General features: G+C 44.1%; 29 protein-coding genes and 2 tRNA genes. 25 read left to right on the top strand and 6 right to left on the bottom strand.

All coding sequences use genetic code 11. The annotated features are described in order from the left end of the window. The first annotated feature begins 29 nt into the window (after positions 1-29). The 11 genes from JKJ11_RS10415 (at position 30) to rlmF (ending at position 9,944) form a co-directional block, all read left to right on the top strand. Positions 30-605: a TRAP transporter small permease gene (locus JKJ11_RS10415; RefSeq protein ID WP_231892927.1), complete on the top strand. Its 576-nt coding sequence runs from the start codon at positions 30-32 to the stop codon at positions 603-605. Continuing rightward, entirely contained in the window at positions 602-1,885 is a 1,284-nt protein-coding gene (locus JKJ11_RS10410; protein ID WP_006073799.1) for a TRAP transporter large permease, read from the top strand. Before JKJ11_RS10415 ends, JKJ11_RS10410 begins: the two co-directional genes overlap by 4 nt. Before the next feature lie 18 nt (positions 1,886-1,903). After that, positions 1,904-2,914: a 4-hydroxythreonine-4-phosphate dehydrogenase PdxA gene (locus JKJ11_RS10405; RefSeq protein WP_252038135.1), complete on the top strand. Its 1,011-nt coding sequence runs from the start codon at positions 1,904-1,906 to the stop codon at positions 2,912-2,914. 17 nt (positions 2,915-2,931) lie between these two features. Continuing rightward, positions 2,932-3,933 carry a dihydroxyacetone kinase subunit DhaK gene (locus tag JKJ11_RS10400; RefSeq protein ID WP_252038134.1) on the top strand — a complete coding sequence of 334 codons (1,002 nt, stop codon included), beginning with the start codon at positions 2,932-2,934 and terminating at the stop codon, positions 3,931-3,933. Between the two features lie 2 nt (positions 3,934-3,935). Continuing rightward, positions 3,936-4,568, top strand: a complete 633-nt coding sequence (gene dhaL / locus JKJ11_RS10395; protein ID WP_062457366.1) for a dihydroxyacetone kinase subunit DhaL — start codon at positions 3,936-3,938, stop codon at positions 4,566-4,568. Continuing rightward, on the top strand, positions 4,565-5,341 hold the full coding sequence (locus tag JKJ11_RS10390) for a triose-phosphate isomerase (protein WP_252038133.1): 777 nt from the start codon (positions 4,565-4,567) through the stop codon (positions 5,339-5,341). The genes dhaL and JKJ11_RS10390 overlap by 4 nt, the downstream gene beginning before the upstream one ends. Before the next feature lie 2 nt (positions 5,342-5,343). Beyond that, positions 5,344-6,252: an AEC family transporter gene (locus tag JKJ11_RS10385; RefSeq protein WP_006073791.1), complete on the top strand. Its 909-nt coding sequence runs from the start codon at positions 5,344-5,346 to the stop codon at positions 6,250-6,252. 16 nt (positions 6,253-6,268) lie between these two features. After that, positions 6,269-7,111 (top strand): sugar phosphate isomerase/epimerase family protein, encoded by an 843-nt coding sequence (locus JKJ11_RS10380; RefSeq protein WP_006073790.1) that lies wholly within the window; start codon positions 6,269-6,271, stop codon positions 7,109-7,111. 13 nt (positions 7,112-7,124) lie between these two features. Beyond that, the gene (ribB, locus tag JKJ11_RS10375) at positions 7,125-8,237 is read left to right on the top strand and encodes a 3,4-dihydroxy-2-butanone-4-phosphate synthase (RefSeq protein ID WP_124939890.1); all 1,113 of its coding nucleotides are present in this window, start codon (positions 7,125-7,127) and stop codon (positions 8,235-8,237) included. Positions 8,238-8,392: 155 nt separating this feature from the next. Continuing rightward, the gene (locus tag JKJ11_RS10370) at positions 8,393-8,905 is read left to right on the top strand and encodes a M48 metallopeptidase family protein (RefSeq protein WP_031495766.1); all 513 of its coding nucleotides are present in this window, start codon (positions 8,393-8,395) and stop codon (positions 8,903-8,905) included. Further along, complete coding sequence (gene rlmF / locus JKJ11_RS10365) at positions 8,886-9,944, top strand: 23S rRNA (adenine(1618)-N(6))-methyltransferase RlmF (protein WP_124939889.1); 1,059 nt, start codon at positions 8,886-8,888, stop codon at positions 9,942-9,944. The genes JKJ11_RS10370 and rlmF overlap by 20 nt, the downstream gene beginning before the upstream one ends. Here the strand turns inward: rlmF and pilW are convergent. Further along, positions 9,936-10,661 (bottom strand): type IV pilus biogenesis/stability protein PilW, encoded by a 726-nt coding sequence (pilW, locus tag JKJ11_RS10360; RefSeq protein WP_252038132.1) that lies wholly within the window; start codon positions 10,659-10,661, stop codon positions 9,936-9,938. The two genes, rlmF and pilW, sit on opposite strands and share 9 nt — an antisense overlap. A gap of 250 nt (positions 10,662-10,911) precedes the next feature. Here pilW and JKJ11_RS10355 point away from each other — a divergent pair, with 250 nt between their 5' ends. After that, the gene (locus JKJ11_RS10355; protein WP_038225794.1) at positions 10,912-12,579 is read left to right on the top strand and encodes an AMP-binding protein; all 1,668 of its coding nucleotides are present in this window, start codon (positions 10,912-10,914) and stop codon (positions 12,577-12,579) included. A gap of 94 nt (positions 12,580-12,673) precedes the next feature. Beyond that, entirely contained in the window at positions 12,674-12,925 is a 252-nt protein-coding gene (locus JKJ11_RS10350; protein WP_006073778.1) for a DUF3081 domain-containing protein, read from the top strand. 93 nt (positions 12,926-13,018) lie between these two features. Here JKJ11_RS10350 and metA read toward each other — a convergent pair whose 3' ends face one another. Continuing rightward, positions 13,019-13,960 carry a homoserine O-acetyltransferase MetA gene (gene metA / locus JKJ11_RS10345; RefSeq protein ID WP_038225793.1) on the bottom strand — a complete coding sequence of 314 codons (942 nt, stop codon included), beginning with the start codon at positions 13,958-13,960 and terminating at the stop codon, positions 13,019-13,021. A gap of 182 nt (positions 13,961-14,142) precedes the next feature. Between metA and JKJ11_RS10340 the strand changes: the two genes are divergently transcribed. The 3 genes from JKJ11_RS10340 (at position 14,143) to JKJ11_RS10330 (ending at position 15,357) form a co-directional block, all read left to right on the top strand. Continuing rightward, positions 14,143-14,511 carry an ATP-binding protein gene (locus JKJ11_RS10340; protein ID WP_088877588.1) on the top strand — a complete coding sequence of 123 codons (369 nt, stop codon included), beginning with the start codon at positions 14,143-14,145 and terminating at the stop codon, positions 14,509-14,511. A gap of 76 nt (positions 14,512-14,587) precedes the next feature. After that, positions 14,588-15,025, top strand: coding sequence for a DUF3859 domain-containing protein (locus tag JKJ11_RS10335; RefSeq protein WP_006073772.1), 438 nt, complete (start codon positions 14,588-14,590; stop codon positions 15,023-15,025). After that, positions 15,004-15,357 carry a ribosome recycling factor family protein gene (locus tag JKJ11_RS10330; RefSeq protein WP_031493027.1) on the top strand — a complete coding sequence of 118 codons (354 nt, stop codon included), beginning with the start codon at positions 15,004-15,006 and terminating at the stop codon, positions 15,355-15,357. The genes JKJ11_RS10335 and JKJ11_RS10330 overlap by 22 nt, the downstream gene beginning before the upstream one ends. 53 nt (positions 15,358-15,410) lie before the next feature. On the opposite strand, the gene JKJ11_RS10325 is transcribed toward JKJ11_RS10330, so the two are convergent. Then, entirely contained in the window at positions 15,411-16,517 is a 1,107-nt protein-coding gene (locus JKJ11_RS10325; protein ID WP_062457403.1) for a M20/M25/M40 family metallo-hydrolase, read from the bottom strand. Between the two features lie 110 nt (positions 16,518-16,627). After that, positions 16,628-17,560 (bottom strand): DMT family transporter, encoded by a 933-nt coding sequence (locus JKJ11_RS10320; protein ID WP_006073762.1) that lies wholly within the window; start codon positions 17,558-17,560, stop codon positions 16,628-16,630. A gap of 102 nt (positions 17,561-17,662) precedes the next feature. Between JKJ11_RS10320 and JKJ11_RS10315 the strand changes: the two genes are divergently transcribed. Continuing rightward, positions 17,663-18,589, top strand: coding sequence for a LysR family transcriptional regulator (locus JKJ11_RS10315; protein WP_252038131.1), 927 nt, complete (start codon positions 17,663-17,665; stop codon positions 18,587-18,589). Here JKJ11_RS10315 and JKJ11_RS10310 read toward each other — a convergent pair. Beyond that, entirely contained in the window at positions 18,573-19,289 is a 717-nt protein-coding gene (locus JKJ11_RS10310; RefSeq protein WP_252038130.1) for a glycerophosphodiester phosphodiesterase family protein, read from the bottom strand. The two genes, JKJ11_RS10315 and JKJ11_RS10310, sit on opposite strands and share 17 nt — an antisense overlap. A 109-nt stretch (positions 19,290-19,398) precedes the next feature. Between JKJ11_RS10310 and JKJ11_RS10305 the strand changes: the two genes are divergently transcribed. Beyond that, positions 19,399-20,160 (top strand): MBL fold metallo-hydrolase, encoded by a 762-nt coding sequence (locus tag JKJ11_RS10305; protein ID WP_252038129.1) that lies wholly within the window; start codon positions 19,399-19,401, stop codon positions 20,158-20,160. On the opposite strand, the gene JKJ11_RS10300 is transcribed toward JKJ11_RS10305, so the two are convergent. Further along, positions 20,157-20,696: a lipocalin family protein gene (locus JKJ11_RS10300; RefSeq protein ID WP_236109513.1), complete on the bottom strand. Its 540-nt coding sequence runs from the start codon at positions 20,694-20,696 to the stop codon at positions 20,157-20,159. The genes JKJ11_RS10305 and JKJ11_RS10300 overlap by 4 nt on opposite strands. A 147-nt stretch (positions 20,697-20,843) precedes the next feature. Between JKJ11_RS10300 and JKJ11_RS10295 the strand changes: the two genes are divergently transcribed. The 7 genes from JKJ11_RS10295 (at position 20,844) to JKJ11_RS10275 (ending at position 24,128) form a co-directional block, all read left to right on the top strand. After that, positions 20,844-21,503 (top strand): DUF2726 domain-containing protein, encoded by a 660-nt coding sequence (locus JKJ11_RS10295; protein WP_038225778.1) that lies wholly within the window; start codon positions 20,844-20,846, stop codon positions 21,501-21,503. 171 nt (positions 21,504-21,674) lie between these two features. Then, positions 21,675-21,751, top strand: a tRNA-Val gene (locus JKJ11_RS10290). A gap of 40 nt (positions 21,752-21,791) precedes the next feature. Next, positions 21,792-21,868 (top strand) — tRNA-Val (locus JKJ11_RS10285). 623 nt (positions 21,869-22,491) lie between these two features. Beyond that, a complete protein-coding gene (locus tag JKJ11_RS26085; protein ID WP_006071887.1) occupies positions 22,492-22,860 on the top strand; it encodes a winged helix-turn-helix domain-containing protein in 369 nt (122 codons plus the stop codon). 49 nt (positions 22,861-22,909) lie between these two features. Next, on the top strand, positions 22,910-23,560 hold the full coding sequence (locus JKJ11_RS10280) for an EAL domain-containing protein (protein ID WP_124939879.1): 651 nt from the start codon (positions 22,910-22,912) through the stop codon (positions 23,558-23,560). Positions 23,561-23,574: 14 nt separating this feature from the next. Then, positions 23,575-23,748 carry an ANR family transcriptional regulator gene (locus JKJ11_RS26080; protein ID WP_006071884.1) on the top strand — a complete coding sequence of 58 codons (174 nt, stop codon included), beginning with the start codon at positions 23,575-23,577 and terminating at the stop codon, positions 23,746-23,748. Beyond that, positions 23,745-24,128, top strand: a complete 384-nt coding sequence (locus tag JKJ11_RS10275) for a hypothetical protein (RefSeq protein WP_006071882.1) — start codon at positions 23,745-23,747, stop codon at positions 24,126-24,128. Before JKJ11_RS26080 ends, JKJ11_RS10275 begins: the two co-directional genes overlap by 4 nt. The last annotated feature ends 86 nt before the right edge of the window (positions 24,129-24,214 follow it).

Raw genomic sequence — 24,214 nt, 5'->3', positions numbered from 1 at the left:
AGCCACTCATGTGTTTTTCGCGAGGGTTTATGATGTCTTTTCTAGCTGTGTTAAATAGAGTTTCTAGCGTTCTAGAAAAAGTGTTGATCGCTATTTCAATGACGATCTTACTCGCACTCAGCACCATTATCATTGTTGCGGTTTTTTCACGCTTTAGTGGTGCTTCTCTTTATTGGTACGACGAAGTCTCCGCTATTTTGTTGGCTTGGTTGACCTTCTATGGTTCAGCGCTTTGTGCAATCAAACGATCTCATATGGGCTTTGGCGGTTTAGTGGCGAGCATGACGTTGCCATTACGTAAAGCGCTGTTCTTATTTAGTGAACTGGTGGTGATTGGATTCTTTGCAGTGATTGCTTGGGCCAGTTACTACATTTTGGAGATTTTTGGAGAAGAGACATTAACGAGTCTCGACTTTATTACACTTTCCTTTGCTCAATCCGCGTTACCTATTGGAGCGGTGCTGTTTATCGTGGCACAAATCTGCTCATTGCCAAAAGCATGGAACTTACTCTGTGATGGTTCAACGCAAGAAGACGAAGAAATAAAAGAAGCAATTCGTGATGCCAAAAAGGATATGTCAGAAGCAATGGAGGCTGTGAAATGAGTGCGTTAGTCGTTTTGTTTTGTTTGATCGCTTTAGTAATGATTAATGTACCAATTGGTGTTGCTATCGGAGCGGTTGCTATTGTTGGGATGGTCGCGACGTCAGGCATTGACGCAATTTACAACGCTGCGCTGGCAATGTTTGAGGGTGGCTCTAAATTCACGCTACTGTCTATTCCATTATTTGTCTTCGCTGGTGCACTAATGAACACCGGTGGTATTTCTCTTCGATTGATCAATTTCGTTAACGCTATTGTAGGCTTCGTTCGCGGCGGCCTATCTATGGTAAATGTTGGTGTCTCGATGATTTTTGCTGAGATTTCTGGCTCGGCAGTGGCCGACGTTGCCGCGCTAGGTTCTATCTTGATTCCAGCGATGAAAAAACGTGGTTATTCAGGAAGCTTTTCTGCGGCGGTCACATCGTCTTCAGCTTCTTTAGCGGTGATCATTCCACCATCGTTACCAATGATTATTTACGGTGCGATGGCAGATGTGTCGATTTCACAGCTGTTTGTGGCAGGCATCGTGTCGGGTCTCCTAGGCGCAGCTGGCATGTTTGGAGTGTGTTACTACTACGCGGTCAAATACAACTTGCCAAGAGAAGAGTCGTTTAGCCTTCGTAAGCTTTGGGTAGCATTTAAAGATGCATTTTGGGCGCTAACGCTGCCGTTCGCTATTCTTGGTGGCATCCTTTCAGGCTTTATGACCGCGACCGAAGCAGCGGGCATCGCGGTGTTACTAGCGTTAGTAATCAGTATCTTTATCTACCGTGAGATGGATCTAAAGCTGTTCTATAAAGCGATGATGGAAGGGGTGACAGGTACATCAGTAGTTATGCTTCTTGTCGCAACCTCGGCAGTACTAGGTCTGTTCCTAACCGAGCAAGAAGTACCACAACAAATGGCAGCTGGCATCTTAAGTATCTCTGAAAACAAGTACGTTGTTCTCATGATGCTTAACGTGATGCTTTTAATTGTTGGTGTATTCCTGCACGGCGCTGCGGCCATCATTCTAACTGTACCTATCGTACTCCCACTGATTCATGAATTAGGTATCGACCCAATCCACTTCGGAATTATGCTGGCATTGAACATCTCTATCGGTCAGCAAACGCCGCCCGTGGCAAGTGTACTTATCACGGCCTGCTCTATTGCGAAACGAGACATTTGGCAGGTAACAAAAGTCAACGCACTGTTCATTGGAGTACTGTTCTTTGTACTGCTACTGGCAACGTACGTACCCGCGCTCTCTGTAGGTTTTGTGGACTTCATTTATAAATAACTTTCAAGGAATTAAAACATGACTAAACCGACTATTGCTCTTGTATTAGGTGACCCTTCCGGAATTGGCCCTGAAGTTGCGGTTAAGGTGCTCGCTGACGAGGCAAACAGACAGCAAGCCAATATTCTTATCATTGCTGATGAATACGAACTTCGCAAAGGCATGGATATTGCGCAGGTGACATTTGATTACGATGTGGTGGATTCATTCGAGCAAGCCAATTTTGTCGACAATAAGCCTGTTCTACTGAAATTTAGCAGCTCTCATGCCACGCCTATTGAGTACGGTAAAGCCACGGCGCAAGGCGGAACTTATGTGCTTGAAACACTCAAGATAGCGGTTGATTTAACCCTAGCCCATAAAACCCACGGCATTTGCTTTGCGCCTTTGAATAAGCAGGCGATGAGCATGGCAGGTCTGGCTCACCGTGATGAACTGTCGTGGTTTGCAGAGCTAACTGGGTATCAAGGATTTGGTTGTGAAGTCAACGTTGTTGACGACATTTGGGCTGGTCGCGTTACCTCTCATATTCCATTCAAGAATGTTGTCGATAACCTCACGGTTGATTCGGTTTTGGAAACCATTGAGCTGATGGACAAAACATTGCGATCTGCAGGTTTTGAGTCGCCACGAATTGCCGTTCAAGCTCTTAACCCACACGGTGGGGAAGGTGGACTGTTCGGTGATGAGGAAATTACCACTATTACACCGGCAATTGAAAAAGCGAAGCAAAAAGGCATCGAAGCATTCGGGCCATTCCCTGGTGACACGACTATGTGGGTTGTAGAGAAAGAATCGATGAATTCGATTGTTTCTATGTACCACGACCAAGGCGCGACAGCGCTGAAAATGATGGGCTTTGACCGCGGTGTAACAGTTCAGGGAGGAATCCCAATTCCAATCGCAACCGCTAACCACGGCTCTGCCTTTGATATTTACGGCAAGAATGTTGCCTCAACGCCTGCAATGGAAAATGCGCTGAAGCTGACCACAAGAATGGCGACTAGTTATCAACTAAAACAACAATAAATCAAATGGTGAACCCCATGAGAAAGCCAAAAAAACTGATTAATGATCCAATGGCGGTGGCAAGAGAGCAATTTGATGGTCTCTTAGTTGCGATGAATGGCAAGCTGGAAGGCTTACCGGGTATTACCGCAGCAATGCGTACCGATTTTCCTCAGGATAAAGTCGTTATCGTGACAGGTGGTGGTGCAGGTCACGAGCCATTATTTGCAGGCTACGTCGGCAAGGGGCTCGCGGATGCCGCGGCTCTGGGTGATATTTTCGCCGCTCCTGCTCCTAACGTGATTTTGCAGACGACTGAAGCGGTCAACAATGGCAAAGGCGTGATTTACATTTACGGTAACTATGCGGGCGACAATATGAATTTCGATATTGCTGCCGAACTTGCGGACGATGATGACATCAAAACTCACACCATTCGTGTTTGGGATGATGTGGCTTCTGCACCGCTAGAAAAAATCGAAGAAAGACGCGGTACAGCGGGTGATTTATACGTGCTAAAAATCGCGGGTGCAGCGTCTGAAAAATACGATGACTTTGACCAAATTGTGGCAGTGACTGAACGCGCTCGCGACTACACCCGCTCAATTGGCGTGGCATTGTCGGCGGGTTCAGTACCACAAACCAATACCTTTAACTTTGAACTGCCAGATGATGAGCTAGAAATTGGTATGGGGTTGCATGGTGAACCGGGCGTATCCCGCGAGAAAATGACCTCTGCTGACGAAGTCGTCACCCGTCTCATTAATGATCTGTGCACTGACCTTCCGTATCAATCTGGCGATGAAGTGTGTCTTTTGGTTAATAACCTAGGCGCATCGACTTATATGGAACTTCTTATTGCTACCAAGCAAGCGCATGCGCTTCTGGCAGAGCGCGGCATCACTGTTCATGACACGTTAGTCGGTAACTACTGTACGTCTCAGGAAATGTCTGGCTACTCAATTACTTTATTAAAACTGGATGATGAGCTGAAAGCGCTCTACGACCTACCTTGTGAATCATTTGCTTTGAGGAAATAACAATGGATGTATTAACAGCGAAAAACATGATGGCTTATGTGGCAAAGAACATGGTCGATAGCGAACCTATGCTGACTAAGTATGATCAAGCGATTGGTGATGGTGACCACGGCATAGGTATGGAGCGAGGCTTTCTAGCCGTTCAGACGCTGCTGACGGACGAATTTCAACCAGAAGATGTCAGTAAGCTGATGCTGAAAATTGGCTCTACTATGATGGCTACCATGGGCGGGGCTTCTGGGGCGATCTTCGGTACCTTGTTCCGTAGCGGTGCTAAGTCCATCAAAGGTGCAGAGCAACTAGATACCGAAACACTGGCGACATTCTTAGCCGGCGGCTTGCAAGGTGTTTATGACCGTGGTGGTGCAAAACCAGGGGACAAGACGATGATTGATGCCCTAGTAGCAGCTGTTGAAGCATCTGAAAAACTTTCTGGTGACTTGACGAAAAACCTACCTGCAATTGCTGCTGCCTCCAAGCAAGGTGTTGAAGCAACTAAAGATATGATTGCCACAACTGGTAAAGCGAAAACTCTTGGCGAGCGTTCACTGGGTCATCCAGACCCAGGCGCGGTTTCTATGTCTCTTATCTTACAGTTCATGTCTGAGTATGCGTGCGAGCAGGTTCCAGCATGAAGAAAATCTGGGTCGGCACAAGCTGGAAAATGAACAAAGACGCTGCCTCGGCAGCGTCATGGGCAGCGGCAGTGGAACAGGCGGTCGAACGGTCAGATGGCCGAATTCAACCTTTTGTTATTCCGCCATTCCCTTACCTTTCTCAAATGGCACAAACGATAAATGCAGATGCGATCAAACTTGGCGCACAGAATATGTGCTGGCAAGACAGCGGAGCATTTACCGGTGAAGTGTCACCATTGATGCTGAAAGATTGTGGTGTCTCTGTTGTGGAGATCGGTCATTCTGAGCGACGCGCCATGTTTGGCGAGACGGACAAAACCGTCAATCTTAAAGTACTCGCGGCTTTAAAGCATGGCCTAACGCCACTGGTTTGTGTCGGTGACACCGCAGAGGAAAAGATGTGGGGCGTATCAGTAGAGTCTGTTGTGCGTCAGGTTAAAATTGCGTTGTATGACGTTCCTCTAGATAAAGTAGCCAACGTTGTTCTTGCTTATGAGCCTGTATGGGCAATTGGGGAAGGAGGCACTCCGGCAACCAAAGAAGAAGCCGAAAAGGTACATTGCGCAATCCGTGATGCACTGGTGGAGTGCTATGGTCAAGAGGTCGCGGATAATGTGGTACTTCTATACGGTGGCAGCGTCAATCTAACTAATGCCTCAGAGCTACTAGACCAAGCCAATATTGATGGCGTGTTTGTTGGTCGTACGGCATGGAATGCCGAAGGCTACGTTGAACTGCTCAGTATTGCCAATAGCAAGTTGGAGCACTAACTATGGAGCAAGTGAAGTTACTATCACTCATTGTGTTTGGACTGTTAGTCGCCAAAACGTTACCAATCATGACGAAAAGTCGCATTGATTGGAGTAGAAATGTGGCTTTCAGTTATCTCACGCCTTGTTTGTTCTTTACTTCGCTTGTTCAGGCTGACCTCTCTCAACTTCCTTCACCAAAGCTACTAGCTACCTATGGTTTGGGATTGGGAGGTTTATTTTTCGCCGTCCGTTTCTGGCTCTCCGTCAAAGGCAATGACACTGCAGCGGCGGCGACGATCAAATCGATTTCTGCGCTGTACCCTAACGCCGTTGGTATTGGGGTGCCATTGGTGTTCTCACTGTATGGTCCAGAAGCTGAATTGATCTTGATGGGAATTATCGTGACCAATTTGGTCGTGGTGTTGCCCATGGTCAACATACTTATGATTCGTTCGGGGGAGCCGGGTTTCTACTCTTATAAAAAAGTCGTGACCGACCCGATTCTACTCGCAATTGCCACAGGGTTATTGATTAATGTATGGGGCATTACTCTTTATCCGGCAGTTGTTGATGGCCTCGCGCTCATTGGCTGGGCCGCTCTTCCGGTTATTTTATTTATTCTTGGTGCAAGCCTAAGTTGCTATCCGTTCCGCTCATTGATGCAAGAGAAAGTGTTACTTCTTCTTACTGTGAAAATCGTCGTATTTCCACTAACAATGCTGCTCTTCGCAAGCTTGGTATTTGAACTTTCTCAAATAGAAGTTCAAGTCCTGGTGATTCTAGCCAGTCTACCAACGGGTATTAACGTGTACTTATTGTCTGAGCGATACCAGGTGGCAAAAGAAGCAACGGCGAGCGTGATACTGTTCACCACTATGCTCTCGTTGGTGTCGCTAGTGACATGGGAAAAGGTGCTCCAAGTAACATAATTAAGGGATTAATGTGATGGGAATATTAGATAGATTAGCCATCAATACGGCGATTTTTGATGGACATGATTTAAAAACGTCGTTGAAAACAATCAGTCAATTGGGCTTAGGTAAAGTCGAATTTGCCTTCAACCAAGGCTATGTTGGTCAACTTGATAGTGACATGTTCTCCGAGAGCCATGCTCAATACTTATTGTCTCTGTTAGAGAAAGAGCAACTTAAATCAGATGCGCTGGGCTGTACCATGAATTTGGCGGCACCGAGTGCGATAGATGACTTTATGATGAGAATCGATTTTGCGCATCATCTAGGAGTGACTTACCTTAATACCTGTACTGGTCCCATTGCCGATCGTGCAACCATTATCGCCAATCTTAAAGTGTTATCGGAATACGCCAAAGACAAGGGCTGTGTCATCTGCATTGAGAATGGTGGTGATCATAACTTTAATGCGTTTGCGACGGCCCACGATGGTGTTCGAATGCTTTCAGAAGTTAACCATGATGCGTTAGCGCTAAATTTCGATCCGGGTAACTCAGTCTCTCTTGTACCCAATTTAAGCCCGAGTGAAGAAGCTAAGATGGCGTTGCCTTTCTGTCAGCATTTCCACATTAAAGATGTGCAAATTCATGATGACAAGTTTACGTTCCCAGCGCTAGGGCAGGGGGTAATTAACTTTGAGCCAATTATCCAGACGCTTGCTAACCGTCAACTGCCATTCAGTATTGAAAAGCCCCTGCGTATGTATCGACGCAAAGACACCTTCCCAATTCGTGGGCGCTCGCCAGAAAGTATGGAAAACATTGTAGCAGCACTACAATCTAGCGTGTCCTACATTCAACAACTTGCCGAACAATAACATAGGTTTTCTTATGCCAATTAGCTGTATCAAAGATGTCATTGAAGACTATAAACAAGGAAAAATGGTCATCCTAATGGATGATGAAGATCGTGAAAATGAAGGCGATATTATGATGGCGGCTGAGTGTATCTCAGCCCAAGATATCAACTTTATGGCAACCCATGGTCGAGGGCTGATTTGTCTCACATTAACGCAGCAGCGTTGCCAAGAGTTAAATTTGTTCCCTATGGTTCAAAATCCTACTGAGCCTTGGGCAACCGCGTTTACCGTATCGATTGAAGCAGCGCAAGGTGTCACGACTGGTATTTCTGCTGAGGACCGAGCAGTGACTGTGCAGGCTGCTGTTGCCAAAGGTGCGCAACCTCAAGACTTAGTACAACCGGGGCATATTTTCCCGTTGGCGGCCAAAGATGGCGGGGTGTTGGTTCGCGCTGGGCATACAGAGGCAGGCTGCGATTTAGCGAGATTAGCTGGTCACGAGCCAGCTTCAGTTATCGTTGAAATCCTCAATGACGACGGCACGATGGCTCGACGTCCGCAATTGGAAGTGTTTGCTGAAAAGCACGGCATTAAACTAGGGACGATTGCCGATCTTATCGAATACCGAAACGCGACAGAAACGACCATTAAACGCGTTGCAAGCTGTCAGATCCCGACAGAATTTGGTGAGTTCTCAATGGTGACTTATAAAGATACCGTGGATAACCAAATTCATCACGCCATGGTGAAGGGGAGTATTGATGAGCAGCCGACTAACGTTCGAGTTCATGTGAAAGACACTTTCCAAGATGTGCTGTTCTCTACTCGCGAATCTCAATCATCATGGACACTAAACAAAGCCATGGCCACCATTGCTGATCGAGGAGGGGTATTGGTGATCCTAGAAGGGCAGGATAGTACCGAGTCGCAGATAGCAAAAGTAAAACGTTATCAGGCGTTAGACCAAGGGGAAAACTACCCACAAAGCAAGAAAACCAGCTCATCTCGACAGGTAGGAGTTGGTTCCCAGATCCTTGCTGACCTCGGTGTCTCCAAGATGAATCTCCTGTCTTCGGCAGACAAAAAATACCACTCGCTGTCTGGCTTTGGTCTGGAGGTTGTGGATTATATTGAACCCATTTAATCGTTAACCATGACACTAATAATCAAAAAGCAGCTTTCGGCTGCTTTTTTGCTTGTTGGTTTAGAGCAGTTAGATTGGCAGAACCATCTTATGGCTTTCAAAAAGGGACTTCTATAGAATGGCGACAAACTTAACCTAGGATGCGCTAAAAGCGGATGAATAGTAGTCTCAAATACATTGCGGGGTATCCGCAAAACCTTATTGAACAAGTATCTTCACTAATTGAAAGCGGACGTTTTGTCACGTGGTTTGAAAAGCGTTATCCCGAACGTCATCAAATCCAAAGTGAAAAAGCCTTATTCGACTACACCATGGATATCAAGCAGCGCTACATGAAAAAGACAGCGCCGATTTCAAAAGTCATTTGGGACAACAAAATTCATTTGATAAATAACGCGCTTGGTTTGCACACCTATGTGTCCCGCTCTCATGGCGGCAAGCTAAAATCTAAGAACGAAATTCGCATTGCTAGCGTGTTTAAGCATGCGCCTGAGCCGTTGTTGCGGATGCTAGTGGTGCACGAACTTGCTCATATCAAAGAAAAAGAGCACGACAAATCGTTTTACCAATTATGCTGTCATATGGAGCCTGACTATCACCAGTTAGAGTTCGATGCGCGCCTATTTATGATCTATCAGGAACTTAAGCATGAAGCCCGACAACAATAAACGTGCTCAGAGCAAATCGGGTCACACTAAGAAGAACAAAAAGGTGAGCTCAGAAACCACGCTAGTTAAGCGTCATGCTGAGGGTCTTCACAAAGACAATTTACACCATGGACTCTACGATTTTGTAGAGCTCACGCAGGCACTCCCTGAACTGAAGGACTATGTTATCAGCAACCCTAAAGGGGAGGCGACGATTATGTTCTCTGATCCTGCTTCGGTTAAGCTCCTCAATCGCGCTCTGCTCAAGGCCTACTATGGTATAAACTTTTGGGACATTCCTGAGAGTTACTTGTGTCCTCCTATCCCCGGCAGAGCAGATTATGTTCATCGACTTAATGAGTGGCTGCAATATGACTTAATGCGAGAGCAGTCTGAGAAAGCTCGTCTTAAGGTTAAAGCGCTTGATATTGGCACTGGCGCAAACTGCATCTATCCGATTGTTGGTGCGACGCGTCATCACTGGAATTGGATAGGATCGGATATCGACCCTGTCTCGGTGAGTTGTGCCAAAGAAATCGTCAATAATAACGACAAACTGGCGCGGAAAATTGAGATTCGTCATCAGCAAAACAGCAATCATATCTTTGCTGGTGTGATTGCTCCTGATGATTTCTTTGTCGCGACCACTTGCAATCCGCCTTTCCATAAATCGATGGAAGACGCGCAAAAAGGCACAGAGCGAAAAAACAACAATCTCTCGAAAAACCAAAAGTCGCGTGGTCAGTCCGGTGCAACCAAGTTGAATGGGAAGCTCAATTTTGGCGGACAAAATGCAGAACTGTGGTGTCCCGGAGGAGAGGAAGCATTTGTCCTCAATATGGCTCAGGAAAGTAAAGACTTTGCATCACAAGTGATTTGGTTTAGCACCTTACTGTCCAAAAAAGACAATATCCGCCCACTTAGAAAGCGTCTAGAAAAACTAGGTGTCTCTGAAATTGTGATTCAAGAAATGGCACAAGGGCAGAAGAAAAGTCGTTTCTTGGCATGGACGTTCATGTCGGCAGAAGAAAGACAAGATAGGGTCAAAGCACTACTTTGATACGTTAACTTGCTCAAGCAACGCTTGGTACTTGTTGACTAACATCCAGTTCTCCGATTTTCGCTCAAGCTCGATTAATAACACGAGGTTGTTTCGCTGATAACCATAACGTTGGCTAAAGTCGAGCAATCTCAATCGAGCTTGATGCAATTGGTCCTGTTCTATTTCTAACGCCGCTAATTGCAAACTAGAGATTGGACGCAGCGGTTGGTGTTCAACTGACTTGCTGAAATAGTATTTGGCTTGATGACTTTTTCGCGCTTTTAGAGCGCATAACCCCGCATTTTCATAGGTTTCGGCGACAGCATAATAATTAGGCTTGTCGATCGCTTGATTAAATAAGACATCAGCCCTTTGAAATTCCCCTTGCTTACACAAAAAAGTACCATAGTTATTGTAAACATTGCCGTTGTTTGGATGTTCATCAAGTGTTTTCTTGTATAGCTCTGCCGCTCTATCAACTTCTCCGACTACATCGAGATAGTACGCTAAAGACAAACTGCTTTTGTAGTAGTGGGGTGCATATTTCATGGCTTTTTCTAAGCTTTGACGTGCTTTGGAATACTGTTCAAGTTTGACGTAGTTAAGACCCAAAGCAATACGTGTATCAGCCATATCTATGGGGCTGTGTTGAGCATTGCTATTATCCTCACGCACGGTAACACAACCACTTAATGTCATCGATGCGAGCATTACGATATGAGTATGGATTTTCATAGTTCTGTCCCAAATTCCTAAATGTCATACTGTGGTTTTGTTCCGATCATCATAAGTAGATGCCGGAACTAACGTAGGAAAACGGGGTAACTGTGCGAGCGAATCGTCAAAACTCAATGATGGTTGTGTAGTGAGTGCAAATTATTTTGCTTATAAAGTAGCCAGTTAAGATAGAATAATGACTCTAATCTATATCTATTGTGTGAACTTCGTTAGAGTACTCGAGACAAAATAAATAGGTGTAATAGCAATGAGCACAAATAACAAACCTTGGTTAAAGACGTACCCCGATGATGTTCCTGAGTTTGTCGATATCGACCAATACACCAACATCAATGAGATGTTCGTTAAGCCGTTCGAGCAATTCGCGGACAACACAGCGTTTGTCAACATGGGACATTCACTCACGTATCGCGATTTAAACGAGAAAAGTGATGCCTTTGCTGCCTATCTTCAGAACGAACTTAGGGCGAAAAAGGGCGATAGAATTGCTCTGATGATGCCGAACTTACTGCAATATCCGATCACCATTCTTGGTGCATTGAAGGCAGGACTTGTTGTGGTTAACGTCAACCCACTTTATACGCCAAGAGAACTTGAGCATCAGTTGCGTGACTCGGGTGCGACGATCATTGTGGCAGTGACTAACTTTGGCAACAGCTTACAACAGGTCATTGCTAAGACCAGCATCAAGCATGTCATCTTGACGAGCATTGGTGATGAACTTGCGCCACATAAACGAACGCTAGTGAATTTTGTGGTTAAGTACGTGAAAAAAATGGTGCCTAAGTATCATTTGCCAGGGGCGATTTCATTGAGACGTGCGCTTACTGACGGTAAACGTATGGACTTTAACCCTCCTGTGATTGAAAGCAGTGACCTTGCTTATCTGCAGTACACTGGCGGCACCACAGGTCTTGCGAAAGGCGCAATGCTAACCCACAGAAACATCATTGCGAACGTGCTGCAAGTCTATGGCCATTTCGGTCCTAGAACCTCGAAAGACAAAGAGCGTGCGGTAACTCCTTTACCGCTTTACCACATCTTTGCCAATTCAGTCAGTATGATGTTGATGATGTACATGGGTGGTAGCAATCTTTTGATCACGAATCCTCGTGATTTGAATAGTTTTGTCAATGACTTAAGTAAATATCCGTTCACGATGATATTTGGTCTTAATACGTTATTTGCTGCATTGAACAATCACGCCAAATTTAGAGAGTTGGATTTCTCCAATGCTGAGTTCACCATCGCCGGTGGCATGGCTACTCAAAAACACATCGCGGACGAATGGCAAAAGATTACAGGGATGCCAATCATTGAAGGCTACGGTTTGACGGAATGCTCGCCTGTAGTCGCAGGTGGTGTTCATACGCAGCAGTCCTACGTGCCTGCGGTAGGAGTGCCCTTGCCAAGTACCGAACTGCGTATCGTAGATGAAAACGGTCAGCCACTGGGTGTAAACGAAGTCGGAGAGATTCAAATCCGTGGTGACCAAGTAATGAAAGGCTATTGGAAGCAAGAAGCGGAAACCAACGCTATCTTAACCAAAGATGGCTGGTTGTATTCGGGCGATATTGGTCGTATGGACGAAGACGGTATCTTTTATATCGAAGACCGTAAGAAAGATATGATTTTGGTTTCTGGATTCAATGTGTTCCCAACGGAAATTGAAGAGGTAGCGACGCTACACCCGAAAATTGTTGAGGCTGCAGCGGTAGGCGTGCCTGATGATGTAGCTGGGGAACGCGTCAAGTTAATCGTAGTGACTAGTGGTCCAGTTACCGTTGATGACATTAAAAAGCACTGCCGTCAACATCTCACAGGATACAAGATCCCTAAAGTAATTGAGTTTAGAGATGAGCTGCCAAAAACCAACGTGGGTAAAATATTACGTCGAGTTCTACGTGATGAATAAGATCGGACAGCTCACGCAATAGTCGGAGAAAATTGGCGCTCTGCATATTCATAAGCCACACTTTTAGTGTGGCTTTGTTTGTTAGGAGGCAGCGATGAAAAACGAACTGGACCCCGGAAAAGTACTTCAAGCCTACGACAACATAATGGAACATGGCGCTGATACAGAGTTTGGCAAGATCTATGGCGGTGTTGAAGCATTCTCAGATTATGATGGTTATAACGTGTATATGAGAGGTAATGGTGTAGAGCTGAAAGTGGGCTTTCACAATACCTATCATTTGGAATACGACCAAGAACACTTGCGTGATAGCTTTTTGAAAAAAGTAGCGTTATTGGCGAAGTAAAATCGTAGGAAAGCAGATGATATCTCCCCAATAGCTGGGGAGATAGGTAGATATTGCCGCAATAGGATTTAGAAAGTAGGTCGCAAGACTGCCTTACTCGTCTGTGGTAAACGCATCTGCACTGAAGTGTTCCAAATCGTAAGGCGTTTGCTGGTATACACAGTAGTTGAGCCAGTTGGCAAACAATAAGTGCCCATGACTTCGCCAGCTCGCAATAGGTTTATTATCAGGGTTGTTGTTCGGATAATAATTGACCGGAATTGCGGGCTCCATACCTTCACCAAGGTCACGGACATACTCGCCGTGTAGAGTGTGTGAGTCGTACTCAGGGTGACCTGTCACAAATACATTTCGTTTGTCCTTGGTTGCCGCAAGGTAGACACCTGCTACATCTGAGGTCGCTAGGATATCTAGATCCGTATGTGACTCCAGATACTCGGGCGAGAAATCCGCATAGCGCGAATGGGGGGCAAGGAAAGAATCATCAAAACCACGCAGTAGCGGGTGGTATTGATGCTGAATAGTATGGTGGTAAACACCGGACAATTTCTCTTTGCGAGTTCTTTTCGGCAGGTCGAATAACAGCTTCAGTCCCGCTTGAGCCGCCCAGCACACATACAAGGTAGAGGTCACGTGCTTGTTGGCCCAATTCATAATGGTTTGCAGATGTTCCCAGTAAATCACGTCTTCAAATTGAACTAGACCGAGTGGTGCTCCGGTAATAATAAGTCCATCGAAGTTACGATCTTTGATCGTTTCAAACTGACGGTAGAAGGTATCTAGGTGTTCCGTTGGTGTGTTCTTGCTTGGTCTGTCATCAATGCGCAGCAGCTCGACATCAACTTGTAGTGGACTATTAGAAAGCAATCTTAGGAACTGGGTTTCCGTTTCAATTTTCTTTGGCATCAAATTGAGGATCAGTACTTTGAGTGGTCGAATTTCCTGCGTGGCAGCACGCGTCTCCGACATCACGAAGATATTTTCGTTTCTCAATACGTTGGATGCAGGCAGTTGATCGGGAATCTTAATTGGCACAGCTTTCTCCCTAAGCTAATGTTTGGTCATCTGGACGTCTATACATCTAAAGTTAACGCAAACGTTTTTGCTTGTCGATAGTTAATTTTAGTTCAATTCGAGTATGACCAACGAATCAAACCGTGTACTGAGCCTGAAATTGGGTACAATGCTTGGTTCTATATGTTTGAAGGTACCAGCAATTGAAATTGACGCTAATCCGTGGCTTACCTGGCTCAGGAAAAACAACGTTAGCAAAGACATATGATGCACAACATTTCGAAGCCGACATGTATTTTGTTAATGTTCACGGAGACTACTGCTATGATCCTGACTTGATTGAACAAGCACATTTGTGGTGCCAGAAGCAGGTCGAACTGGCTCTTGCCAAAGGTGAGAATGTAGTAGTGGCAAATACCTTCGTGCGACGTTGGGAAATGAAGGCGTATAAAACGCTAGCGCAGCAATTCAATGCGGATTTGGAAATTATCGTTTGTAACGGTAAATACCAAAATATCCATGGAGTTAGTGATGCTGTCATTGCTAAAATGCGTGCTCGCTGGCAAGACTGAACGCATGAAATGTAGCGCAGTGTCGTGATAATGATGTATCAAATAACGCTGATCAAATTAAAGGCTCAATGGGACAATGGCTAAACGTTCACCCGTCATCGAAATGACGTCTTATGGTATTTATTCCACTTGGGATTCCGGCTCTAAAGAGCTGCCTAAAATTCAAGATTTCACCACCATAGTGCCAGCCGATGAGCACATTGAATTTGGCTTTATTGTTAATATCAAAAAGGCCAAAGGGGAGCGCGTTCGATACTGTATTTACCATCCTGGCATCCTTGGTAAGAAAGGGCAGGTGTTGGAACCTTTTGATGGTGAAGAGCATATCGGCAGTAATGATTGGGACTTCTATCTGGGGGACACCATTCAGCTGCTTCACCCTATCGATGGCTTTGAAAGCAATCTAGGGGAGTGGCGCATGGTACTTGAAATGCAAGGACGTGTGGTTGCGGAGAAGAAGTTCAAAGTAACAGCAAGAGATGAAGGTCAGTTTTGGAAAAATCGCGGCTTTTAATATCAGTTCGTCTTAATAGCTTCGTCCATCGAGTTGAGGATAAAGCACAGGTTATCGCAAGCGCTTCCCAATCCGGATGCACGCTCAAACGCATCCGCCGCTCACGCAATTGGCTCGTTACTGGTCGCAAAGAACAACTGGCGTCGTTCGCATTAGATGCCAGTGTAGGTTGGATATCGGTTGCGATAGAGAAAGTGTTATCGGAGTATAAGTCACCCATTCAACAAGTATTAGAGCGAAACCCTGAAGTAACCATTGCAGAATTGATGCATGAGTCGGGTTGTACTTTAGTGGAAGCTCGTGCAGCCATTGATGAATATGAGGGGCTATAAAAAACGCTGCATTCCACAGGTGTGAAATGCAGCGCTAAGCTCTATTGCTAGATTTAAGCCGTTACGTAGCCAATAACGAAGTCAGTGATTTTCACCATATCGTCAATAGCGATGTACTCTTCAGTAGTATGAACTTTTGCCATACCAGTAGAAAGGTTTACAGTTGTTAGACCTTTACCGTTGAAGTTGTTCGCGTCACTACCACCACCAGTATGTTTTGTGTTGGCTTCGATGCCGTTTGCTTCAAAGACTTGTTTAACCTTCAGAACGTGTGCGTCGTCTTCTGCGATAACAAAAGCGTCGTAGGCACGTGTTGATTCGATCTCGACTTCTGCACCGAATTTCTCAGCCGACGCTTGGAAAGTATCAACCATATGCTTAACTTGAGCGGTTAGCTTGTCGCTGTTTAGTGAACGTGCTTCGGCAACCACAGTTAGCTCTGGCATTACGATGTTAGTTGCTTGGCCACCGTTAACAGAACCGATGTTTGCTGTAGTTTCTGAATCAATGCGAAGCAGCTTCATGTTTGCGATAGCATCTGCGGCAACCATTGCTGCGCTGATGCCTTCTTCGGGAGCTAGACCTGCGTGAGCTGGGCGACCTTTGATTTTAGCAACAATTTTTTGTTGGCCCGGAGCACCCGTTACGATGGTTCCGATTGGGCCACCAGTATCAAGTACTATCGCGTTGTTTGATTGGATGTAGGACATATCGAAGTGTTCCGAACCGAACAGGCCACCTTCTTCGTGAACGGTGAAAGCGACTTCGATAGTTTTATGTTCACGGTTTTGCTCTTTAAGGCAACGTACCGCTTCCATTACTGCTGCAATACCAGACTTGTCGTCTCCACCAAGAATCGTATCGCCCTTTGAGCGAATAATACCGTCTTCAATGATTGGCTCGATGCCAATACCTGGAGTTACTGTGTCCATGTGAGCACTGAATACAATGCTACCGTCAAGCGTACCTTCAAGGCGACCATATACATTAAACCCATTGGTATACTGTTCTGGTACAGGAAGTTTGCTTACGGCGAAACCTAGCTCACCCAGCTGTTCAGCAATAGCTTCAGCAATGGCTTTTTCATTGCCAGATTCGCTGTCGATTTTAACAAGATCAAAGAAGTGGTTAACAAGGCGGTCGGTATTTACTAGTGTCATAGGATTACTTCACGTTATGAAACAGGGACACTCACTTTACACCCTATGTTTACGTGCTAGACCTGAGGTAAATCAAAAAAAGTGCCGCATTTTAGGTAAATCGACTGACATCAAGGCTGTTTGTGCTTAGAAAATTGGTAACAAGCTGCAACAGTGGTGGAAATGATAAGAAAACTACCCAACCATTGAAGGTTTGTAAGTTGCTCTTGCAAGAAAATTGCCGCGAAAATCAACCCAAATAGTGGCTCTGTGCCCATCAAAAGTGATGCTTGACTTGCGTGAAGAAACTTGACGGCGTAGTTCTGCAGGAAAAACGCCATAAGGGTACAACCTAAAGCAAGGTATATTAAGCAACTCGAGGTGACCCAATCAAGTTGCATCATAGTTGTTGTAAACTGGGTAGCCGACCCTTCTTTGAACATTAATAACAAGCTTACGACAGTAACAACCGAGAGTTGAATAAAAGTAATCAGTTCGGTATTCAACTCGTGTCCCGTGAAGGCTTTTCGGCAGGTAACAACCATGATCGCTCTGAGTACGGCTGCGATTAGAACTAATGCGACTCCCAAATTGAAGGTAAAGTCCTGTTGAGTCACGTTGGAAAGCAAAGCGACACCTACCACCCCTATAAAACAGTATCCTACCAAGCCTTTAGGCAATGAAACCTTAAGCCATACCTTTTCCAAGAATGGAGTGAACAGGATACAGAGACTGATGAGGACAGCAACTTGTCCTGCTTGAGCGAGCATCACAGCCCATGTTTCGGTAATGAATATGCAGCTCAAGATAGCACCAGTAAGTAATCCTACTTTTAAATAGCCAATTGCGTTGTTAGTAAATTCAATGAAGAGCTTTTTCTTATATAGGATTACGACTAGTACGGCACAGCTTAAAGCGAAACGGGCGAACAATAGTTGTGGGACACTAAGTGTTTGAAGAACCTGTTTTGACGTTCCGTAACTGGTACCCCAGACGATTGATACCGCGAGTAACCCTATAACCGCCCAATTCACTGTGAAACTTTGTGCGTAATTCCTATCCATTTGTAATTGCTCTTAAATATTTTTTGTGAATAATTCTATCGATATGCTAACTTATGAATAACAAAGTGATAATACTTCCGAAATGCATAGGACTTATGACTGATGGACACAAATAAACTCATGGCACTTTTGCCGGATATTGCTGCGTTTGTGACAGTTGTTGAAGCTGGGAGCTTCACCGCCGCCTCGCAGAGGTTGGGTATGACGCCATCAGGAGTAAGCCGCCAAATAAGTCGACTTGAGGCTGCGCTTAATGCTGATCTACTTGAACGAACAACGAGAAAACAGGTAACAACGGACACTGGCAAGGTAGTGTACGAGTTCAGTAAGAAAATCATGGAGTCTGCTTCTGATATCGCCAATATTGCCAGTCAGGAAGGGGGAGAAGCCCAAGGCGAACTAAGGATTTCAGCTCCCAAAGCTTTCAGTCGCCACATTTTAGAGCCATTAATGCTGCCGTTTCTCGATTTGTACCCGAAGGTAAAACTTCGCCTATTGGTTAGTGATGAGTTCGTTGACCCTTTTGGTCACAACCTAGATATCGTTTTCGAGCTGACACACTTCCCAAGAGAAAATTTGGTAGCAAAAACACTTGGTGAAATCAAAGCCGTGCTGTGTGCAAGCAAATCATACCTTCAAGAGCATGGTATTCCGTTCCATCCAAATAACTTATTGAATCACAATTGCTTATTTCTCAATGAACAACCAAACGATAATGTATGGCTTTTCAATAAGGATGGGGAAAACGTTAAAGTTCAAGTTGACGGCCGTTACTCAGTTAACCACTCCGAGATGCGGTTAAATGCAGTGAAAAGTGGAATTGGTATTGGTATCTTCCCAGAATTTGTGGTGGAAAAAGCTTTGAGAGAAGGTGACGTCTTACAGGTGTTACCGGAATGGCATATTAATTCTCGGTATCAAGGGGAATTAGTGATGCAATTTCCCCAGTCAAAGTTTATGCCCGCCCGAAGACGAGCATTTATTGACTATATGGTTGCGTCAATGAAGCCCACTAAAGCAAGTTCATAAATCGCTGCGGGTAGTCACTGAAAATTGCATCAACTTGTTGTAACTGCTTAAAAGATTTCGGGTTATTAACGGTATAGCACCAGATCTGTAAGCCACGCTCTCGCAACGTTCTAATGTGCTTTTGGGTAAGCCAACGATAATTGAGATGGCAGCTGAATGCCTCTACCTCATCAATAGTTTTTAAAAGACGGTTATTAAGCCGGTTACCTAGCACACCTAGGCGCACGCCAAGTTTTGCTTGATACAGTGCAAGCATTACCTCACGACTAAAACTTGAGATAAGCAACTGATTTCGGTCTATCTCACAGGCATTGAGCCGTTCTGCAAGTAGAGCAACGACGTGCTCCGCATCATGTTTATCAACCTTGACCTCAATATTGATGCTCAGCTGGTTAGTCTGACAGTAATTGAGTAATTCATCGAAGCTCATCAGTCGCTCACCAGCAAACTGTGGTGCTTTCCATGACCCAAAGTCGAACTGACTAAGTTGTTCGAATGTTAATTCATCGATTCTGCCGGTGCCATTACTGCATCGGTTAATAGTGTGGTCGTGACAAACCACTAGTATGTCATCTTTAGTCGGTTGAACATCCACTTCAACCCAGGTGAGGCCCGCTCTTTTTGCTGCTTGAATACTTGCTAGGGTGTTTTCTGGATGAGTTCCAGCAACACCGCGATGACCCGCAATTAATGTGCTCATAAATATTCCTAGACACTTATCAATTCAACATAGATGAATGATGTTTATGTTGCAAAAATGTTACCTGAAGGCTATCTTGGTGAAAAGACATCAGACCAGTCAGTGAAAGATGAAGATTCATCAAATTAAAGGATATATACAACAAATCTATTTGGTTGAGTACCCAGATAAATTGCTCTTGTTAGACGGTGCAAGCCGAGCTGACGTGGGCACTATACTGCGTTTTATCACCGATGATTTACAGAGGCAAGTTTCTGATTTAAAAGTTATCGTCGTGACCCATATGCACCCAGACCACGCTGGAGCTGCTCATCGGCTCAAAGCTATTACAGGAGCTAAAATTGTCTCAGCGGCGAAAGAGCGCGATTGGTATTCCGGGATAGATGGCTTTTTGATGCATGTTACAGACTTAGTGTTGGCTTGGTATATGGCGAAGCGGTTAGGGCAACCTAGAAAAAACCTATGGTACAACAAGGCATTAAATGCGGATTACCAACTGATTGATGGTGATACTGTACCGTTATTTGCTGATTGGCAAATACTTGACACGCCGGGTCACACAGACCGAGATATCTCGGTCTATAACCCTAATGAGTCGATTGTTTATGTTGCGGACTTAATGGTGCAAGTGAAGCAGCATCTCACCGCACCATTTCCTATATTTCATCCAAATCAATATCGAAGATCAGTGGAGAAAGTGTACAACTTAAACGCTGAGCAGATTCTGTTGGCGCACCGAGGCCCTGTGGTTTTTGATGAGCGTGCAAAAGAGCATATTCTTGACACCGCGCCAATGAGACCAGTGACTCATTGGCGGGTAACGAAAATCAAACTTAAAGGGATGTTTAAGTCCGTGCTGACTGCGCGTTAATTTTGCTTAGGCTTATCGTGTTTAGGGAAGATAAGCGCCGATGTGTCGAATCCGGCTTCATAAGCGATTTTCAAATACTGGTCTAACTTTGCTTCCTTGATGGTAGGTGTTCTCGATAAAATCCAAAAGTAATCGGAATTGTAGCCACTGACTAGTGCAGCAGAATAATCTGGTTCTAAATAATAGACCACATAGCTTCCATAAAAAGGTCCGAAGAAAGACACTTTAAGGTGCGCGATATCGGGTGACGAGACAAATTTTGCTTTGCCTTCCGCTTCCGACCATTCCTGCTCTTTCGTGTCCCAACCACGATTTAGCACTTTTACAGAGCCATCGTCATTCAATGAGTAGGTAGCGGTGACATTGTCTAGCCCCCGCTCGAAGCTATGGTCCAGTCGAGCCACCTCATACCATCTGCCAAGATAGCGGTCGAGATCGAAACCTGTAACGGGCTGTACTTTGTCGGGAATGCCAGTACAACCGAGTAACAACAGTGGTAAGCTCACCACAAAATAGCGAAGAATTGTTTTTATCAAGGTAGACTCCTTTTAATACCTAACTGACTCTTTCTAAATAGAATATACGACAAAAATCAGAGTTCAGCTTACAATGATTGCATCTATATCCTATTGCGAATACTCTGGAAACGAACATGTTCATTAATTCTAGGTATTACTGCGTCAATGTTTGAGATATTCATTGTATTAGCGTTACTGGTGGGGTTGTTCCTTGTTGCTCAGAAATACTTTGTAAAGCAGGAAGACACAAGATCGTATCAGTACAAAGTGAAGGGACCAATTCTCTCTTCGGCACAAACAGCTTTCTATAATGCATTAAAAGAAGCTGTAGGGGAGCATGGTGTCATCTTAACTAAGGTCAGCATGGCTAATGTAGTGACTCCTCAGAACATTAGTAATAAGAAGCAATGGTTCATTGCTAATAACGTGATTGCCAAAAGCTACTTCGATTTTGTTATTTGCGATCCGAGAACGATGCAACCCAGAGTCGTGATCGAGTACGACAACGGTCAAAAGTTGGATAAAGGCAAAGTTGAACGTCAAAAGCTGATTATGCAAGTGTGTAAATCTGCAAATATCCCACTCATAGGTGCATCTGTTAAGTTGAGCTACCAAGTCAGTAAGATAAGACGTTTGCTTGCTGCACATATTGATCTTATTGAACCCGAAAAAGAAGTCCGTTTCTGTAAACGTTGTGGTAGCCCTATGACGATAAAGACGGCAACGCAGGGTGATTTCAAAGGACGACGTTTCTTTACTTGTAGTCGTCAACCATTGTGCCAATACACCGAAAACTACAACGTGGTTTTCGATGATGAGGAATAAATACGTAGTACCATTAGGTTCAACAAACTGATGTAATTCACATTTTTACTGGTTAAAAGCATAAAAAAGAGTCGAATTGATGGCTTCTAAGCCAAACGATACCAAAAACACAAAAATCTACTTGCACAGCTTGGTATCTCTCGTTAATATCCATCTCGTTCCAAAGACGATGGGTCCGTAGCTCAGTTGGTTAGAGTACTACCTTGACATGGTAGGGGTCGGCGATTCGAGTTCGCCCGGACCCACCATCCTCACTTTGAATCACGATTCAAAGGGAACACAAAATTTGGGTCCGTAGCTCAGTTGGTTAGAGTACTACCTTGACATGGTAGGGGTCGGCGATTCGAGTTCGCCCGGACCCACCAAATTTTCGAAAGCCCGCTTCTCTGAAGCGGGCTTTTTCGTATGTAAAAAACTCATGTTCCAAATAGTAACTGTTTTAAGCCTAACCGTGATTTATTTGTTATCCCCAAGATAGATAACCATAATTCACATAACTTAGATACTCTTCAAATAACTAACTATGCCGTTCTTTTTTGGCAAAGTTCCCCTTCAAAAACGCTGAGAAGTACGGCTCGCCCTCAGTGATCTTTAATTTTTACATGACGCCATGTGGTTATATATATCCAAATATGAACATTATATTTACCAGAATACATAGTTCTTATGGTGAATGTGGACTATTTTTAATTTTTCCTAGCCTATTAACTGTTAATTATTCAGCATTCCATACGGAGGCTTTTATTTCTCTATGACGTAATATTACTTATTCCGACACTCCATTACCTTTTGTTCTAACATTGGTTTAAATTGAGTTGTTATTGATTTTAATGTTATTAGTGTAGTGGTGTAATGTGATCTGTGTATATTTTTAGCTCGCACTTTGCTGCTGCCCTAAAATAGAATTCTTGCTCTAAATAATAATAATCATTAAACGTCATGTCAGTTGGTCTGTTTGTTAGCATTTTCGCTTACGGGGGAGTAACTAATGGAATGTCTTAAAAGTCTTGAATGTTTTAACTGTATTCGAATTAAGAATATTGAGTACCGGTTTGATCTTCAATTAGAGAAGAGAAAGAACAAAGTAATAGACCGAAAAAGCAATCGAGTATGGAGTGAGACATGTTTAAGAATGCTTTGCTGCTTAAACCAAACACCTCAAGGTGTGGTTCTATCGAAAAATGAGATTGTTGATTTTGTTTGGGACGGAGAACCAATAAGCGAAAGTAGTTTGCTCCAATTGGTGTACTGCACGAGAAGGAATCTGGCAGATAAAAATATAAGGATTATAAGCATACGGGGCGTAGGCTACGCACTCGTAGAAGGGGAGAACGCCATTTATGTGTGTGCAAATTGACAGATTTATTAAAGGAATCAAGCATAGCAGCGCAAATTACCAGTACAAAATGCAAGGTATATATAGTGCAAGTGAGCAATGTATAGGGTATGAGGTTCTAATTGACCAAATAAGAAGTCGAGAAACTTTGCTTGGCCCCAATGTTCATAGTGACTTAACGTTTTCATCATCAGCTAATTATTTGCTAGAACGAATAAAAGTCGCCGTTGAGAATGGTAGGTTTGAATGTGATTGGTCTGGGAAGTATATCTTTCTCAACATAGAGCGAAGCAATCTATGTGATATTACCTTGTTAGCGAGACTTATTGAGTTAAATAGCTATCTATTAGAAAAACAAATTGGGCTAGTTGTGGAAATGACTGAACGAAACGTGTGTGGCAGCTGCGTACGAATCATAGAGGGGCTTACTCTGCTAAAACAGAATGGCGTAGTGACGGCAGCGGATGATTACGATATTTACAAGTCGGACTTTCGTGCTAATGAATTGGATATGAACTTATACGAGTTCATCAAAATTCAATCTCCCAGTTCGGCAAGAGAAGTGGATATGCTTGAAACCTTCGCACAGGTAAGGCCGGAAAAAATAATCATGGAACATGTTGAGTCTACGTCGATATTCAAAATGTTAGTTGGCTTAAATCGATTCTTTTGGGGATATCAAGGCTACTGCTTTGACAAAGGTACCCCAATCTATATTTAGCTGAGGGTTTAATTTTGACTGATATCGAGAAGTATGCAGAGACCGCTTCAAAGTTAGAGAGACAGCGTCAATTTAATGAAGCATCTATTTACTGGAAGAAGGCCGTAGAGCAAGCCACTGCTCGTCAGGATAAAGCGTGGTATCAAATAAGGTACCGATTTTGCGCCAAGCAAAGGGAAAAATTATGAGTTCTTTCGTTGAACAGCATACTGAAACGATTACTGCTTCTTTGCAGGAGTTTGGGTTCACTGAAGTTCAGCGTGGGAGTGATGACTCTAACTTCTTTATTATAGGAAAACTCAAATATGTAAATATCTGTATATCTTGCAACTTGATAAGTAAGAGTTACGAGTGCGATATCCTAGCTAACAATGGCTATCACAACCTTGTATCAGATATTCCAACGATGGTTTTTTCGATTGATGCGCCATTGGAGGTAAATGTACTTGGTGCCATCAGGGTGGCTCATATCCAAGAGAGAGCCTTGGCGAAGTATGTACAGACGCGTGCTAAGTTCAGTGCTATTAACCAACTAAAGAGGTTAAAAGAACAAAACCAAATAGGTTAACCTTAGAGTTTTGAAAGCTCGTGAGGCGTAAATTGCTTTACGAGTTTTGCTACATTATATTTTTCAGAAGTAAATGAAATTAACTC

This window comes from Vibrio sp. SCSIO 43133 (assembly GCF_023716845.1).
Classification (GTDB): Bacteria; Pseudomonadota; Gammaproteobacteria; order Enterobacterales; family Vibrionaceae; genus Vibrio; species Vibrio mediterranei.
Note: the sequence above shows the minus strand (reverse complement) of the source record. Positions and strands in the feature narration are given on the sequence as shown.